This window comes from Salinicoccus cyprini (assembly GCF_007713705.1).
In the GTDB taxonomy this organism is placed as follows: Bacteria; Bacillota; Bacilli; order Staphylococcales; family Salinicoccaceae; genus Salinicoccus; species Salinicoccus cyprini.
In genome coordinates, this window is record NZ_VMSJ01000002.1 from 236562 (window position 1) to 253041 (window position 16480).

General features: G+C 48.6%; 18 protein-coding genes. 12 read left to right on the plus strand and 6 right to left on the minus strand.

The features are described from left to right. Window positions 1–2: 2 nt before the first annotated feature. The 3 genes from FO441_RS07505 to FO441_RS07515 all read right to left on the minus strand — a co-directional run bounded on the left by FO441_RS07505 (window position 3) and on the right by FO441_RS07515 (window position 3570). A complete protein-coding gene (locus tag FO441_RS07505; RefSeq protein ID WP_145288087.1) occupies window positions 3–932 on the minus strand; it encodes an ABC transporter permease in 930 nt (309 codons plus the stop codon). Beyond that, window positions 922–1860, minus strand: a complete 939-nt coding sequence (locus tag FO441_RS07510) for an ABC transporter permease (protein ID WP_145288090.1) — start codon at window positions 1858–1860, stop codon at window positions 922–924. Before FO441_RS07510 ends, FO441_RS07505 begins: the two co-directional genes overlap by 11 nt. Window positions 1861–1926: 66 nt before the next feature. Continuing rightward, complete coding sequence (locus FO441_RS07515) at window positions 1927–3570, minus strand: peptide ABC transporter substrate-binding protein (protein ID WP_145288094.1); 1644 nt, start codon at window positions 3568–3570, stop codon at window positions 1927–1929. A 301-nt stretch (window positions 3571–3871) separates the two neighbouring features. Between FO441_RS07515 and FO441_RS07520 the strand changes: the two genes are divergently transcribed. Next, window positions 3872–5299, plus strand: a complete 1428-nt coding sequence (locus tag FO441_RS07520) for an NAD-dependent epimerase/dehydratase family protein (protein ID WP_145288097.1) — start codon at window positions 3872–3874, stop codon at window positions 5297–5299. A 33-nt stretch (window positions 5300–5332) separates the two neighbouring features. Here FO441_RS07520 and FO441_RS07525 read toward each other — a convergent pair whose 3' ends face one another. Further along, window positions 5333–6121, minus strand: coding sequence for a cytochrome c oxidase assembly protein (locus FO441_RS07525; protein WP_246095066.1), 789 nt, complete (start codon window positions 6119–6121; stop codon window positions 5333–5335). Window position 6122: 1 nt separating this feature from the next. Continuing rightward, window positions 6123–6581, minus strand: a complete 459-nt coding sequence (locus FO441_RS07530; RefSeq protein ID WP_145288100.1) for a DUF2243 domain-containing protein — start codon at window positions 6579–6581, stop codon at window positions 6123–6125. Between the two features lie 118 nt (window positions 6582–6699). Between FO441_RS07530 and FO441_RS07535 the strand changes: the two genes are divergently transcribed. Both FO441_RS07535 and FO441_RS07540 read left to right on the plus strand, forming a co-directional pair. Beyond that, window positions 6700–7035: a DUF3219 family protein gene (locus FO441_RS07535; RefSeq protein WP_246095068.1), complete on the plus strand. Its 336-nt coding sequence runs from the start codon at window positions 6700–6702 to the stop codon at window positions 7033–7035. A gap of 12 nt (window positions 7036–7047) precedes the next feature. After that, complete coding sequence (locus FO441_RS07540) at window positions 7048–8022, plus strand: LLM class flavin-dependent oxidoreductase (protein WP_145288103.1); 975 nt, start codon at window positions 7048–7050, stop codon at window positions 8020–8022. Between the two features lie 27 nt (window positions 8023–8049). On the opposite strand, the gene FO441_RS07545 is transcribed toward FO441_RS07540, so the two are convergent. Continuing rightward, the gene (locus FO441_RS07545; RefSeq protein WP_145288106.1) at window positions 8050–9012 is read right to left on the minus strand and encodes a threonine ammonia-lyase; all 963 of its coding nucleotides are present in this window, start codon (window positions 9010–9012) and stop codon (window positions 8050–8052) included. Between the two features lie 134 nt (window positions 9013–9146). On the opposite strand from FO441_RS07545, the gene FO441_RS07550 reads away from it, so the two are divergent. The 9 genes from FO441_RS07550 (at window position 9147) to FO441_RS07590 (ending at window position 16431) form a co-directional block, all read left to right on the plus strand. Continuing rightward, window positions 9147–10142, plus strand: a complete 996-nt coding sequence (locus FO441_RS07550; protein WP_145288109.1) for a zinc-binding dehydrogenase — start codon at window positions 9147–9149, stop codon at window positions 10140–10142. 94 nt (window positions 10143–10236) lie between these two features. Continuing rightward, entirely contained in the window at window positions 10237–11427 is a 1191-nt protein-coding gene (gene chrA, locus FO441_RS07555; RefSeq protein WP_145288112.1) for a chromate efflux transporter, read from the plus strand. 95 nt (window positions 11428–11522) lie between these two features. Continuing rightward, a complete protein-coding gene (locus FO441_RS07560; RefSeq protein WP_145288115.1) occupies window positions 11523–11852 on the plus strand; it encodes a YrhK family protein in 330 nt (109 codons plus the stop codon). A gap of 4 nt (window positions 11853–11856) precedes the next feature. Further along, window positions 11857–12273 (plus strand): universal stress protein, encoded by a 417-nt coding sequence (locus FO441_RS07565; RefSeq protein WP_145288118.1) that lies wholly within the window; start codon window positions 11857–11859, stop codon window positions 12271–12273. A 110-nt stretch (window positions 12274–12383) separates the two neighbouring features. After that, window positions 12384–13373, plus strand: coding sequence for an ornithine cyclodeaminase family protein (locus FO441_RS07570; protein WP_145288121.1), 990 nt, complete (start codon window positions 12384–12386; stop codon window positions 13371–13373). Window positions 13374–13389: 16 nt separating this feature from the next. Next, complete coding sequence (locus FO441_RS07575; RefSeq protein ID WP_145288124.1) at window positions 13390–13641, plus strand: hypothetical protein; 252 nt, start codon at window positions 13390–13392, stop codon at window positions 13639–13641. Continuing rightward, the gene (locus FO441_RS07580) at window positions 13628–15100 is read left to right on the plus strand and encodes a sodium:solute symporter family protein (RefSeq protein WP_145288127.1); all 1473 of its coding nucleotides are present in this window, start codon (window positions 13628–13630) and stop codon (window positions 15098–15100) included. The genes FO441_RS07575 and FO441_RS07580 overlap by 14 nt, the downstream gene beginning before the upstream one ends. A gap of 3 nt (window positions 15101–15103) precedes the next feature. After that, window positions 15104–15724, plus strand: coding sequence for a hypothetical protein (locus tag FO441_RS07585; protein ID WP_145288130.1), 621 nt, complete (start codon window positions 15104–15106; stop codon window positions 15722–15724). Next, window positions 15712–16431 (plus strand): hypothetical protein, encoded by a 720-nt coding sequence (locus FO441_RS07590; RefSeq protein ID WP_145288132.1) that lies wholly within the window; start codon window positions 15712–15714, stop codon window positions 16429–16431. Before FO441_RS07585 ends, FO441_RS07590 begins: the two co-directional genes overlap by 13 nt. Window positions 16432–16480 lie beyond the last annotated feature (49 nt).

Sequence of the window (16480 nt, forward strand, 5' to 3'; positions counted from 1 at the left end):
TATCACTTCCTTAACTTAGGATCGAGAGCGTCTCTTAATCCGTCACCAATTGCATTGAATGCAAAGATTGTCAAACTGATGAGCAATGCCGGGAAAAATAGTCTCCAAGGCGCGTTGGTCAAGGCGGGATAGCCGTCATTTGCCATGGTACCCCAACTTGCCAGTGGCGCAGGTACACCAAGTCCCAGGTAGCTGAGGAATGCTTCTGTGAAAATCGCATTCGGTATTGTCAGTGTCATTGTGACAAGAATGGCACCGAGTGCATTCGGAAGCAGGTGTTTTCTGATCAGGTGCATGTTCTTGGCACCAAGTGTTCTGGCAGCAAGTACATATTCCTGGTTTTTGAGTTTGAGTATTTCAGATCGTGTGATACGTGCCATGTTCACCCAGCCTGTAAGTGACAGGGCGATGATCATCGGGATCAGTCCCGGCTGCATGACAACAAGCAGGATGATTACGACAAGCAGGTAGGGGATGGCAGTCAGAATATCTGCGATACGCATCATGATCTCATCTGTACGTCCACCTCTAAGTCCTGCGATGGATCCCCAGGCAACTCCGATGATCAAGTCGATGATGGCAGCGGCGAAACCGATGAAGATCGAGATCCTCGCCCCGACCCATACACGCGTGAAAACATCACGGCCAAGGTCGTCCGTACCGAACCAGTAGGTACCATTCGGACTCGTATTGTAGTCGCCATTCTGCTGTCTATATGTGAATTCCGAAATCATTGGACCGAAAATTGCGCCCAGAATGATGATGAACAATGTAATGAATCCAACAAGAGCAAGCTTGTTTCTAATAAATCTTCGAGCCACTTCACCCCAGAAGGAAATGGATTTTTTGGCAAGCGTTTCCGCTTCCTCAGTCCGTGATCCAACAATTTCAAAATCGGAAGAATTGAGTTTTGGAATATCTTTATTTGCCACTTGATTTTCCTCCTCTCAACTTGATGCGTGGATCAATGAAGCTATAAAGAATATCTACAATCAATACAGCAAGCAGCAGTATGATCGAGTAGAATACGGTAGTTCCCATGATTACTGTGTAGTCCCGGTTGGTGATGCTGGTTACGAAATATTTACCCATACCAGGAATCGCAAAAATTTCTTCTATGACGAAACTGCCGGTGATGATTCCTGCTGTGAGTGGTGCCAGATATGTGACAACAGGGAGCAGTGCATTTCTCAAGGCATGCTTAAAGGTAACGACCCATTTTGATATACCTTTGGCTTTAGCCATTTTTACATACTCGCTGTTTGTCTCTTCAAGCATGCTTGAGCGTGTTAGTTTCGCAATGAATGCCATTGGCGTGGATGCGAGTGCCACCGCCGGCAATATACTGTAGATGAAGCCATTCCATCCGGCTATAGGGAACCATCCAACCTGGAGTGCAAGGTAATACTGCAGAACCGATGCCATGACAAAGGATGGTACGGATATGCCTATGACGGCGACGATGCTCATCGCATAATCCGGCCATTTGTTATGGAAGAGGGCGGCAATCGTACCGATCAGTACGCCCATTCCGACGGCGATGAACATTGCTTCCAGACCAAGTGTCATGGAGATCGGGAAGCCTTCTGCAATCATTTCATTCGTTTCACGATATCTATACTTCATGGACGTTCCGAAGTCACCCTGCACAGTATTCAGAAGGTATTCTCCATACTGTACATACCAGGGATTATCCAGTCCATATTTTTCATTCAGACTTTCCTGGATGGCCGGGGGTACTGCTCTTTCAGACGCAAAAGGATTACCTGGAGCCAGGCGCATCAGGAAAAATGTTGCGGTGATGATTATAAATAAAGCGATGATGATATATATCAGGCGCTGACCTATATATTTGATCATCTGTAACGCTCCCTTCTCAAAAGTGACAGGTGAGTATGTAAGCATACTCACCTGTCAGTATATTTCTTATTCTTGAATATCTACGTATTTCAATTGAACGTTTCCAAGTGGATCGGCATTCATATTCTCAACTTTGTCTTCGTGTACTGAGAGATTCGTGTAGAAGTAGATCGGTGCAAATGGATATTCACTCATCAAAATCTCTTCAGCTTCTTGCATCATTTCAGTGCGTGCTGCTTCGTCTGTTTCCTGAGCAGCATCATTCAGCAGCTGGGTATACTCTTCGTTTGTCCAGCCAGTGTCGTTGTTACCGCCATCTGTTTTGAAGATTTCAAGGAAGTTGATCGGATCATTGAAGTCTCCGAGCCAGCCGTAACGTCCAACCTGGAATTCGCCTGAATCAAGCGTCTCGAGGTATACCTGCCATTCTGCGTTATCCAATGTAACATTGATTCCAAGGTTCTCAGCCCAGCCTTGCTGGATGAACTGTGCAATCGCTGCGTGTGCTTCATCAGTGTTGTAGGATAGTGCAACTGTAAGTTCTGATGGGTCGCTCATGCCAAGCTCTTCAAGTCCTGCATCGAGTGCCGCTTGCGCTTCTTCGATGTTGTTGGATTCAAAGTAGTTTCCTGGCTCTTCAAAACCTTCCATAGTCAGAGGAACAAGGCCGGTTGCCGGAACCTGCTCTCCTTTAGTGACGTTTTCGATGAGCCCTTCGCGGTCGATTGCGAGTGTCAGAGCTTTACGGATGTTTACATTCTGCATTACTTCATCCTGGGTATTGAATACATACATGTAAGTACCGGCCTGGTCACTGACATTCAGTGTACCTTCTTCCTTGAATTGCTCAAGAGCATTCAGGTCAATTGTATTGAATGGTGAACCGAGGTAGTCAAGTTCGCCGGCCTGATACATGTTGAGTGCTGTCGCTGCACTTTCAACCATGTCGATGTTGACTGTTTCGAGTGCTACATTTTCAGCATCCCAGTAGTTGTCGTTCTTCGTCAGGACGATTTCATCAGAGCTTGTGAAACTTTCAAGTGTGAAAGGCCCGTTTCCGATGTAGTCCTCACCGGCTGGATCTGTATGCCAATCCGGATTTTCCTCTACTACCTGGGAGTTGACCGGATAGTATGTGTAGAACGCTGTCAGTTCGTCAAAGTAAGGCGTCGGGTTTACAAGGTTGACTTCAAGTGTCTTATCGTCAATCGCTGTAACTGCTACATCATCTACTGAGCCTTCGCCTGTGTTATAAGCTTCAGCACCTTCTATGTAGTAGAGTTGGTAAGCGTAGTCTGAAGCATTTTCAGGGTCAAGTGCCCATTTCCAAGCATATTCGAAGTCTTGTGCAGTGACAGGGTCACCGTTTGACCATTGTGCATCTCTTAGGGTGTACGTATAAGTGAGGCCATCTTCACTTACGTCGATGTTTTCTGCCATCGCCGGTTCCGGATTGCCTTCAGGGTCGAGACGTGTCAGACCTTCGAAGACGCTGGCCATGATTGCACCTGATGTTGTATCAGTTGCCAGTGCCGGGTGGAAGGATGGTGGATCTGAAGCGATCGAGAGGTTGATGGATTTTCCACCGGATTCTCCTTCGCCTGAAGCACTCTCTTCACTAGTGTCTCCGCCGCTGTCTCCGCCGAAATTACAGGCTGCAAGAACGAGTGTTAGAGTTAGGAAAAGCAGTAAAGCTTTGAAATTTTTCATACAATTCACTCCTTTTTTACTATTCGTATTATACTGCATATTACAATGAGATTACAAGAATGTAAATGTGTAATATGAAACCTTAATTTCCAATTTCCTCTATTATTATACTCCTTCCTGATTCTTATTTGAAAGCGCTTACTTGATATGCATTATCAATGTATAAACCCGAAATGTCAAATGTATGAAGTATTTCTAAAGATGCAGCAGACATTCAATCCATCCAGTCACCTGATTTCATCAGACTACGTCGGTGATTAGCGGGTATAGAGATGTATCATACGAGAGAAGGGGTTAGATAATGAAGATTCTACTTACCGGTGCCTCCGGCTATATCGGCGGAAATCTGCTTGAAAGTCTGAAGGAGGACTATGAAATCATTGCTGTTTCAAGACATACGGATAATAAGGAAGATGAGGAGAATGTGACCTGGAAGGAAGCGGATCTGTATTCGCAGATCGACATCGAGAACGTGATGGATGATATCGATATCGCCATCTATCTTGTGCATTCCATGCAGCCTTCGTCCAAATTATCTCAGGCGAAATTTGAGGATATGGATGCGATACTGGCCGACAATTTTGCATGGGCAGCAAAGCAGAAAGGTGTGAAGCGGATCATCTACTTGAGCGGCATCATACCGGATGACGACAATCTGTCGACGCATCTGAGCAGTCGTCTTGAGTGCGAAAGGATTCTCGGGTCATACGGCATTCCTGTAACGACGTTACGGGCGGGACTGATTGTTGGCCCTAAAGGCTCCTCCTTCCCAATTCTGCACAATCTGGTGAAGCGCCTGCCCGGCATGCTGCTGCCAGCATGGGCTTACAACCGGACGCATCCGGTTGCACTTAAGGATGTCATCACCGGACTGACGAGAGTGGTAAAGAGGGAACCGGAAAATAATGAATCGATCGATATTGGTGGTCCGGATGAAAAGTCCTACAAGGAATTGTTTGTGGAGACTGCTGAAGTCATGGACAAGAAGCTGCCGATGGTGGATCTTCCGATCATTCCCATTTTCCTGTCAAAGCTCTGGGTGCGCCTCATTGTCCAGAAGCCGAAAGAAATGGTCTATCCTCTGCTTGAAAGTCTCACACACAATATGGTGATGCGTCAGGAAAATTACGAAGAGGGAATATCCAATGCACCGACCACATTCAAGGAAAGTGTCCGTATTGCGCTCGATAGTGAAATGGACAGCAGTTCAAAGTCCGGCATCGAGATTGTACAGAAGGAAGATGTGGAGAAGAATGATGTGAAGTCGGTCCAGCGCATCCGCATACCGAAGCAGTGGTCGATTGATGATACGGCCGACTACTACGTCAACTGGTTGTCACGGGTCGGCGGCAAGTTCATCAGTACGAAAGTGGAAGCGGATCAGACATCGATTGCATTACCATTTTTCAAGTCGCCGATTCTGATTCTCGACAGGTCCAAGGAACGTTCCTATGAGAATCGCATACTGTACTATATCAAGGGCGGCAAGTTTTCACAGGAAAGAGAAGGGGGGCGTGCCCGACTTGAGTTCCGAAGAATTCTCGATACGGACGAGGTGCTTATCGCCATCCATGAATATGAACCGACGCTGCCATGGTTTGTATATACACTGACGCAGGCTAAAATCCACCTGATTGTCATGAAGGCCTTCGGCTTCGAAACGCGGCTGCTCGCAAATATGCTGGATTCGAGATATGCGAAATATGTAACCAACCCGAATCAGTCCTGAAACCTTGAAGAACAGATGAAAGCGAGACCTTTGCTATGCGGGTCTCGCTTTTCGTGATTTTTGGGCAGTCGATTTGTACCATTGGTGGCAGAGAAGAATGATGATCATCAGGTCGATGATATCTCCACCATAATACATCAGCATCGCGCCCGCCTCCCCTTCAGTTTCTGGAATGCCTTCCGGCGGGGATGCATAGATCAGCTTGGAAAGCACCTTATGGAAGCCGAGTGCTAGAATGAGAACGATACCCCGGTGCAGGAAGCTGTAACGGTGTGTCGTTATATCGATATATAGTATGGAGATTGTGAACAGGTAGCCCGCGAGGAAGACGTGCAGATGTACAAGCGCATAAAGCCAGGAGGACATGTGCATGAGCGTAAACAGTTCTGTCATGTAGATCAGGTACAGGCCGCCGATATTCAAAGTTGCTGCAACGATGGGGCGGGTGAGTAATGTGACGTATCTGCTGTTCAGCAGACGGCTGACGCGTTTTGCCGACTGGTTGGGCAGCGTGCGCATAAGGAGAGTCATCGGGCGACTGAAAACAATGAGCAGCGGTGCAAGCATGCCGAGCAGGAGATGCCCAGCCATATGTGCATTGAAGTCATAATGGGAACGCTCTGCCAAAGGTCCGATGAGCGCCGAGGCAGCGAGTATGATGCCGAGAAACCACCATATATACCGGGAAGCTTTCCATTTTGAATGCTTTCCATTCGAAATGAACATCGCCAGTGGATAAAGGAATAGGGCCGTTGCTGCAATGATGGCGACCACCACTTCGAGTGCAGCAAAACCTGTATGATTCATATGTGTATGCATCATATCATCCCGCCTGTCGCTGCTTTCTTGTCCGGATCATCAGAACGATGCCGATGACGAGCAGCACAGCCCCGGCGATGTTCCAGCCGAGGTCGTACGGGAGGACCTCCACCCCATAGCGTACCTGATGGACCTGCAGCAGTTTATGGTTTACAAGACCATCGAACAGCTGGAAACCTCCGAGACCGATAAAGAAAGATGCAGTCCATGTCGCCATAAGTCTATTGTGCTTGCGGTTCAGGTCTGCGAACATGAACAGTCCCAGCACAACAGCGAATAGGGCGAACGCATTCAGCAGACCGTCGGACAGAATGCCTATGAATGGAGTGGAACGGTCATAGAAGTGGTGCCACTGCAGCAGCTGGTGGAAGATGATTTCATCGACCAGTGCCATCAGACCGATTCCGAACAGTACACCTGATACGACGTTTCCCTTTATGTTTGGTACTTGTTTTTCAGACATTTCATCCGCTCCTTTCAGTTCCTATTTCCATACCCCTGTTTGAGTAGTGATAAAAAAAATTGTCATTTCTTTTTTAACGCTCGGCCTGGAGGCATGGACTTTACGTATGAGCAGTTGCATGCAGAAACGTAATATCAGTGTGTTATTCTTGGAGAAAAAGGATGAGTCGATGGTCGACAGAATCATATTGGATGATACAGAAATCAAACTGAAGGACTATGAAGCGCACGAGAAGGACAGCAGGCGTGAAGTGGCCTTCATTTTCGACGTGACAACGGAAGACTATCATGATGTTGCAGTACTGCTCTATAGAGGGACATTCGATGTCAGCATACCGGAAGAACATCTTGAATTCAGAGGAACAATCATCAACTATTCCACGTCGTTGGATAATCTCTATGAGGAAAACCAGACAGGTGAATTCAGAGTGACGCTTCAAGAAATTGAAGCTTAAGGAGGTGGAGATATGAAATTGAGTATCCTGGATCAGGCGCCGGTTGCAGAGGGACAGACACCGAAGGAAGCACTCGAGGCTTCCATGAAGCTTGCACAGACTGGTGATGCATACGGCTATACACGCTTCTGGGCAGCCGAGCATCATGCATGGTCGAGCCTGGCTTCAAGTTCACCGGAAGTGTTCCTCGGCTATATCGGTGCCCATACCAGCCGGATAAGGATCGGTTCCGGCGCGGTACTTCTGCCCTACTACAAGCCGTACAAGGTGGCAGAGAACTTCAACATGCTGGCCACGCTGTTCGGGGATCGGGTGGACATCGGTATCGGAAGGGCGCCTGGGGGTTCTGCGGAAGCATCTGAAGCACTCTCTGATGGCTTCCTGCAGCAGGTCTTCAGGATGCCGGAGCTGGTTGATGAGCTGGTCGGCTACGTCGAGAATACGGATGCCCGTGTGGCGGCCCATCCGCTTCCGCTCTACAGCCCCGAAATATGGATGCTTGGCACAAGCAGAAAAAGTGCGGCATTTGCAGCGGAAAAGGGTCTGTTGTACTGCTTCGGCCAGTTCATGAGTGATGAAGATGGGGCTGAGATTCTGGACGCATACCGTGAGCAGTATATACCGCGTCAAGACTCCCGTCCGTATACCATCATGGGTGTATCGGTAGTATGTGCCAGGACGACCGAAGCGGCCCATGATATAGCATTGAGTTGGCTGATCTGGCAAGTGCAGCAGTCCCATGGCGGTGACGGTGCCATACCGTCCATTGAAGCAGCCAAAGCCTACGAATTGACAGCTGAAGATAAAAAAAAGCTTCAAAGCATGAAGGAGAAGATGATCATCGGCAATCCAGAGGAAGTGGCAGATGCACTCCGAGCAATCCAGAACCGTACGGATACCGATGAATTCATGATCATCACCATCACTTTTTCTCCGGAAGACAAGCGGAAGTCCTACCAGTATATTGCACAGGCGCTGAACGAATAGCCATCCGGCTCCACGGATGGCTATTCTCTATTCATAATGAATGGTTTCAAGCTGTGAAAGCTGATCGAATCCGACATTTCCGCCCGAGATGACAAAGCACACTTTTTCATCTGCAGCCGGTACATGGCTGCCATCAAGAAATGCTGCCAGACCAATGGCACCGGAAGGCTCTGCAAGGATTTTCGCTTCCATAAGCAGCAGTTTCATCGCCTTCAGTATCGAATCTTCGTCAGCTTTCAGCATGCCGTCTGCATACCTTTCTATGACTGGGAAATTATGCACCCCGGGCTGATCTGTAACCAGAGCGTCTGCAATGGTGGTTCTGCTCTCTATCTTCACGCGCTTCTTCCGAGCGAGGCTTTCGCTGTATCTCGCCATCATGCCGGGCTCTGCGCCATAAATGCCTATGCCGGGGTGAGTGGGTTTGATGGCGGAGAGCATGCCCCCAAGCAGGCCGCCTCCGCTCGTAGGTACAATGATGGTATCAAGTGTCGGCTGCTGAACTATGATCTCCAGTCCAGCGGTGCCCTGTCCCATGATGATCTCCACGTCATCATACGGGTGGAAAAGTGTATAGGCATGTCTTTCTGCCAAACGTGCACTCATGGCGAATCGTTCTGCCACATCACACTTGATGACCGTTGCACCAAGCTCCTCGATGGCGGCCACTTTGAACGGGGCGGCAGTGTCCGGCACTACCACTGTAGCATCGATGCCGAGAGCTTTTGCCGCATGGGCGACAGCTTTACCATGGTTGCCTGAAGAGGCGGTGATGATGCCTCGCTCTTTCTCCTCGTTGGACAAACCGAGCATCTTATGGATGGCGCCGCGATATTTGAATGACTGTGTCACCTGCATATTTTCAAGTTTAAGGTAGACTTCGCATCCAAGAAATCCATCCAGGGCAGGCGCTCTCACCAGTGGTGTCATACTGATATAAGGTGCAATTTTCATGCGTGCTTCTTTAATTGCTTCATGCGTAACTGTCATCTTTCACCCTCCTTTTCACTCTCCATTATACAATTGTAATGAAAACACACAATTTTATAAAAATAAGGGCGATTCATTTGCTGTATTGGACTTTGGACATTTATGATGAATGAAAGACTGAAGGAGGAATGGAAATGAAAGCAGTGTTTCATGAAAAGGAGAAGGGCATGGCCGGACTGAAGTACGGTGATGTGGGTATACCTGAGCCCGGTCAAGGCGAAGTGAGGATCAAGTTGAAGTCGGCGGGACTGAATCATAGGGACCTTATGATACCGAATCGTCATCAGCCGGAGGACCCGGCGCTCGTTCTTGGATCTGATGGTGCTGGAGTCGTGGACGCAGTGGGATCAGGGGTTGAAAAAGTGAAAACAGGGGACGCCGTCATCGTCAACCCGGCGCTGGGCTGGCATGAAAACAGCGATGCACCGCCAGAAGGTTTTGAAATACTGGGGTTGCCGGATCACGGTACTTTTGCTGAATACATCGTTGTACCTGAAGAAAATGCTGTGCCGAAGCCTGAGTATCTGACATGGGAGGAGGCAGGTGCATATGCCCTGTCGGCCATGACGGCCTATCGCGCACTCTTCACCCGTGGCGGTGTCAAAGAAGGGACACGCGTTCTGATTCCGGGGGGTACAGGCGGTGCAGGCATCTATCTGATCCAGTTCGCAAAAGCGGTCGGGGCAACAGTCTATATCACTTCCCGCTCAGAGAAGAAAAGGCGGAAAGCACTCGATATTGGTGCAGATTTCGCGATTGACAGCGAAGCGGACTGGGATGAAGCACTAGATGGCAAAAAGATGGATGTGGTCATCGAAAGTGTCGGGGCAATGACTTTCAGCAAGGCACTCGATCAGCTTCGAAAAGGAGGTACGCTTGTGGCATTTGGTGCGTCCACTGGAGATACCGTGGATTTCAATCTGAGAAAATTCTTCTATGGGCAGTTCAACCTGCTCGGTTCGACGATGGCGAGTACAGAGGAGCTGCATGAGATGCTCGATTTCTCAGAAAAGCACCAGATCAGGCCCCTCATTGATCAGAGCTATCCACTGTCCGACTACAAAGCAGCCTTCGACTACCTGGAAAGTGCAGATATGATGGGCAAGATTGCATTTACAGTGGATGCATGATGCAGATGTTGAATAAAATATTTCATTTCTATGGTGCTGGCATGACAGACCTGATAAATTTAAGTGGACTATATTATCAGGAAGAGGGATATGGATGACTGAAAATAGGAAGAACCGATTATTTGAAATACTTGCAACGTCAACAAAGCTCGGTCTGACATCGTTTGGCGGGCCGGTGGCACACCTTGCCTATTTCAAGGACGAGTATGTCGACAGAAGAAAATGGCTCGATGACAGGACATATGCAGAAATCATTGCACTATGCCAGTTTCTGCCTGGTCCCGCAAGCAGTCAGGTCGGCATTTCCATAGGGATACTGAGGGGCGGCATGATTGGTGGCATGCTTTCGTGGCTCGGCTTCACTCTGCCTTCCGTTCTCGTATTGATCCTTTTTGCTCTGATGTATCAGACGTTCGACCTGGAAGGTGCACTTTTCATACAGAGTCTTAAAGTAGTTGCAGTTGCAGTTGTCCTGCATGCATTGATCGGCATGGGGAGGAAACTGACTCCTGATCGCCCGAGAATCGCGATGGCACTCGTTGCTGCAGCTATCATGCTGCTCTATCCATCCGCATGGGTGCAGATCCTTGTCATCATTACCGGCGGAGCGATCGGCTATATGCGGTTCCGCCAGCAGGCTGAATCCAATATCACTCCTTTCAAGATCGGCATTTCAAGGAATACGGGTATTGCCGCTTTAGCCCTGCTTTCATCGTTGCTGATCATACTGCCTGTACTGAACCGGCTCATTGACCATGCCCTGTTGAATATTTTCGATATTTTCTTCAGGGTAGGTGCGCTTGTATTCGGAGGCGGGCACGTCGTCCTGCCGATGATTGAAAGGGAAGTTGTACCTTCCGGGCTGGTCGGTGCGGATGAATTTCTTGCAGGATATGGTATGGCCCAGGCAGTGCCTGGACCGCTATTCACCTTCTCCAGCTATCTTGGTACGGTCATGTCCGGCATACCGGGCGGCATTGTGGCTACAATTGCCGTCTTCCTGCCATCTTTTCTGCTGATCGCAGGGGCGCTGCCATTTCTTGATGCATTAAGAAGATATGATGCCTTCCAAGGTATTCTGATGGGAGTGAATGCAGTCGTCGTCGGCATTCTGCTGGCCGCCTTCTACGATCCCGTCTTTACAAGCGCCATATTGGAACCCGTCGATTTTGTACTCGCTCTGATATTGTTCTTCCTGCTCTTTGTGTGGAAAATTCCTGCCTGGATGGTGGTCCTGATCGGTGTAGCCGGCGGCTACATGCTGCATATGCCATGGTTTCTGTGATAAGCCGGTCTTTACCTCCTGGAGATTGTCTTATGGCCGGATAGGGTATTGTCCTATAGCGACATTTTACCCGGTCATGAACGGAGATGAATGAAATGCCGGAATTTAAAAATGACAAAACCGCCTATGAAGTGGATGTCGGCAAGTTTGAAATTTTTTTCAGGAAACGCTATAAGCTGCTGTCCATCCTCAATGACCTGTCACTCGGCATCTGGTTCACTGTCGGGAGCATCCTGTTCTTCTGGACAGCCACCCAGACCTTCGGCACGGTCTTGTTTGTCATCGGCAGCCTGCAGCTTCTTGGTCGTCCCATTCTAAAGCTGATTCACGGCTTCTTTATGAGAAAGGCATCGAAAAGACCGGATGGAGATGAGGAGAATCATTCACAGCAGCATCAACCACCGGATCAGACAGACGGGAGGTGATCGGATGTATAAGAATATACTTCTTGCCATCGACGGCTCCGAGAACAGTCGAAGAGCCGGATATGAGGCAGCAAGACTTGCACTTGACGACACGGTCAATGTAACCATCCTGCATGTCATGGATCCGGATGATACACAGAAGGATGTCGTCCGATCGACGACAGAACGGCATCTGAACAAGCAGAAAAAAGATACATTATCATCAATCATCCGATTTTTCGATGAGCAGACAGTCGATCATGAATATGTGGTACGACGCGGCCTTCCTGCAAGAAAAATCATCGAAGAGGCGAATACGGGAAAGTATGATGTCCTGGTCATCGGCAGCAGAGGTTTGAACATATTTCAGGAAATGGTCCTTGGCAGCGTCAGTCATAAGGTGGCCAAGCGTGCCACAATCCCTGTAATGATCGTCAAATAGACACTTCCATATGGAAGTGTCTTTTTTGTGCCATCTTGCACTGGAAAACCGGATGTGATAATTTTATTAGAAGATTTAATTTGAATATTTAAATAATTTGGAGGTGTTTGATGCTTATTCTTGATGAAAAAGAAATCATGTCGTTCTATAATATGTCCCACTGCATAAGAGATATCGGAAGCATGCTGAAACAGAAGGCGCAAGGCAGCATCATCAGTCCACCCCGTACTGTCATCGAGTCGAAGGAGACCAATGGATCTGCACTTTATATGCCGAATCTGGATACTTATGAAAAGGTCATGAGCATGAAGGCGGTCACCATCTTTCCGGATAATCCATCAGTAGGCAAATCAACGACACAAGGTGTGCTCCTACTGTCTGATGCGGAAGATGGTACCCATCTGGCCTTGCTTAATGCCTCTTATCTGACACGTCTGAGGACAGGGGCAATCAGCGGACTTGCGACGGATCTTCTGGCACAGAGAGATGCGCAGACTTTGCTTGCCATCGGCACAGGCGGCATGGCATTCGAGCAGGTGCTCGGCGTGCTTGAAGTTCGGCCGATCAGCAGGATCATGCTTTTTAATCCGACCACCGACAAGGCATATGCATTCATGCAGAAGCTCAGGGACTTCGGCATCGATCCGGAAATCGAGGTGGAAGTCCACACAGATGTGAATGCGGTAGTGCCTCAAGCAGAGATCATCTGCTGCAGTACACGATCCAGTACACCTGTATTCAAGGGGGAAGATATCCGGCCGGGCACCCACGTCAATGGTGTCGGTTCATATCTGCCTGAAATGCGGGAAGTGGATTTCGAGTTCATCCAGCGCGCGGACAAGATTGTCATCGACGACTTCGATGGTGCAACGCATGAAGCGGGCGAACTTATCCACGCAAATGAACAGGATGGCTGGTCATACAGTGATCTTCACGGTGAACTGATGGATATGGTGAATGGTAAGGTCGAAGGCAGGCAGAGTGAGGAAGAAGTGACCTTCTTCAAGTCTGTAGGGGCTGCCTATTTCGACTCTGCAGCAGCGATTGGTGTATACAAGGAAGCAAAAAAAGAAAACAGAGGGACATCAGTGGAAATATGATAAATGGGGGATGGAAATGGCACAAAGATCGAAGTTCAAGGATCCTGGCTTCATACTTGCAATTGTCGTACTCGTTTACTCCGCTTTTGTATGGATATGGTGGCCAAGTGAAACATACGTCGCAGGCGTTGCACTGACTGCCTGGCTTATGCTGATCGGCATCATCCTGTGGTTTGGGCTCGCAATCATCTACGTACTGTGGATAGAACATATCGAGAAATCGGTGAAGGAGCAGACGGAGAGGAGAGATACATATGAGAATTACTGAAGCCATCATTGTGCTTTTGTATCTGCTGTTCATGATTGGTATCGGGCTTTATTTCTATAGGAGAGCACGCTCATCCTCCTCCGACTACTATACCGCAGGTTCCAGCATCAACACGTTCGTCGGTGCGTTCGCCATTGCGGCAGCTGTTGCCAGTTCGAGTTCCCTGATGGGTGCGGTCGGCTCCGGTGTTACGCTCGGTGTGCCGTATTTCTTCGCCTATGCTTTCGGTGCAATCGGCATATTGCCTTTTGCGATGTTCCTGATTTCAGGACAGGTAAGAAGAGCAGGGGTCAAGACCATGCCCGACTTCTTCGATCAGAGATTCGGCCGTTCTGTCCAGATTCTTGCAGCCATCATCGTTGTACTGGCGATGACATTCTATATGGTGCCGCAACTGACTGCTTCAGGTCTCATCGGTTCGTATGTCCTCGGGATCGACTATATCTGGGCAGTCATCATTCTCGGCCTCGGGTTCACAATATATGCAGCACTCGGCGGCATGTGGGCCATCACCTACACCGATCTTTTCCAAGGGGCGATCATGCTGCTTGGTGTCATGGTGCTGGCAATATTCATCCTGTTCGATCATAGTGGGATATCCGCGCTGCTCGGCGATGCCCTTTCCACAGATCCGAACTTCGGCGATGTCACCCAGCCATGGATGGCCTACTTCGGTCTTTTCATTGCCTTCTTGTGGTTCGGTATCATATCACCATCTGTTGTCATGAGGAACTTTGCCTCGAGGGATGCCAAAACTGCACGACGCTCCTCGATGTGGGGCACGCTCATCTATCTGCTGCTCTTCCTGAGTGGTATGGTGGTTGCTATGGCAGGCGCAAGTCTAGGCATTGCCGGACAGCTGGACAATGCGGATATGATCTTTGTATCGGTTATCGAGCATTATCTGCCGCCGATTGTCGGGGGCATCATGCTTGCCGGGCTTCTGGCTTCAATCATGTCATCGGCGGATGCGATGCTGCTCGCTGTATCGGCAGGTGTCGCATATGATATATACAAGAAAAATATCAATAAAAATGCGAGCGAGCAGCTGATTACGCTGCTCAGTCTGATCGTCATGCTGGTGGCGAGTGTCATCGGTATTCTTATTGCGATCAACCCGCCACAGCTTATCGCCATCATGGTCGGCTGGGTTGGCGGTTTCCTGCTATCCTCATTCGGTATTCCTTTTGTCCTTGGCATCTGGTGGAAGCGTGCGAACAGGCAGGGGGCTTTCGCAGGTATGCTCGGCGGCGCAGTAGTATTTCTGGTACTCGTATCGCTGCAGATTCTCCCTACAAATGCTGAACCGATCATCGCAGCACCGATATCACTGATTCTTACTGTCGGTGTCAGTCTGATGACACCAGCGCCGTCATCTGAAATCCAGGCGCAGGTCGACCGCTATCATACACATATTGAAGCGGAAGGCAAAGCCGCTGCCCGTACAGAAGAGGTGTAGGACATGCTGATTGGCAAGCAGGAAAAATATATCGAGCAGCTCGGTGAACCGACTGTTGCAGCGGACGCGCTTCCAGGCTTGATCAGAAAAGCATCCGGCATGATGAAGAAGTTCAATATGAGCATGGACGAAAATACAATCAGGCAGCGTATCGAAAGCAGTCGGCTCATCCATCATCCGATGTGGATCATAAAAAACACAGTCGTTGCGACAAGACGGCCATTCAAGCCGAAGCGCATACCCAATATGATATTTGTCGATGCAGTTTCAGGTTACCGTGGGCTGCTTTCCACAGTGCCTTTCATTTCCGAGGTTTCTGTGGATAAAAACAGCATCGTCAATCCCGTCATTGATGAAGCGGATGTTGCCCGATATGTAAAGGATGTACAGACAATGCAGATTGACCGGTCCTATGTACTCAAGAAACCGCAGCATGAGCCATCCGAACCAAGGCTTGTACATCTTCCTCTATGGAAGGTTGTAATATCAGGAGATCAGGGTAGGGAAATCCATTACATCAATGCCAACACCGGTGAATCGGAAGCATTCATGAGCGGACGGTGGGCCAGTGGTGTGGATCTGATCGATGAGAAGAGCGAGGGTGGTCCAGTATGGAGACCATAATATTTTTTGCAACGACACTCGCCTTCATTATCCAAGCATTCCAGATGCATTTCATTTCCAGAAGAAGAAGCTACTTCAGCTTTGACGATGCCAGCTTCACAGAACAGCAGCTCGTTCAGATTGAGGACTCCTGGATTATCGAATTGGAGAAGTTCACCATCTTTCTGTCGTTTGGCATCTTCCTGACTGCAGTCGTCTGCCATCTCCTTATCGATCCGGTGAATGCAGTATGGCTCATCATTTCAATCTATGCCATCATGCTTCTGTTGCTCGGAATAAGCAATTATAAGGTATATCAGGTGACAGCAAAAAAGAAGTATCTATGGCAATCAGTGTGGCCACTGCTGTCGATACCTGTAATAATCCATCTTATGCTGACACTCAGTGTGAAGGCAGTTGATGTTCAATTTGAGGACCACACTATCATGATCAGTGACGAATCATGGGAAATACATTTTAGTGAGATCGACGAACTGGAAATGGTCTCCGATGAACCATCGATTCCGGTCGATAATCGTGTGTCGGGCATCGGGGGGCATCTCCATGGTGATTATACAATAGTCGATAAGCTTTATACTCTGCATATAGAAGACCGTTCAAGCGAAATGATCCGACTGGTGACCAATAACCATTACAGGTATATCAACTCGAGTGATGATGCCACCACTTCACAATGGTACGAAGAACTGAAACAGCGTATTGAATAGGGACGCAATCCCAAGATTGCGTCCTTTTGTCTTTGTGGAAGCGTTGTGT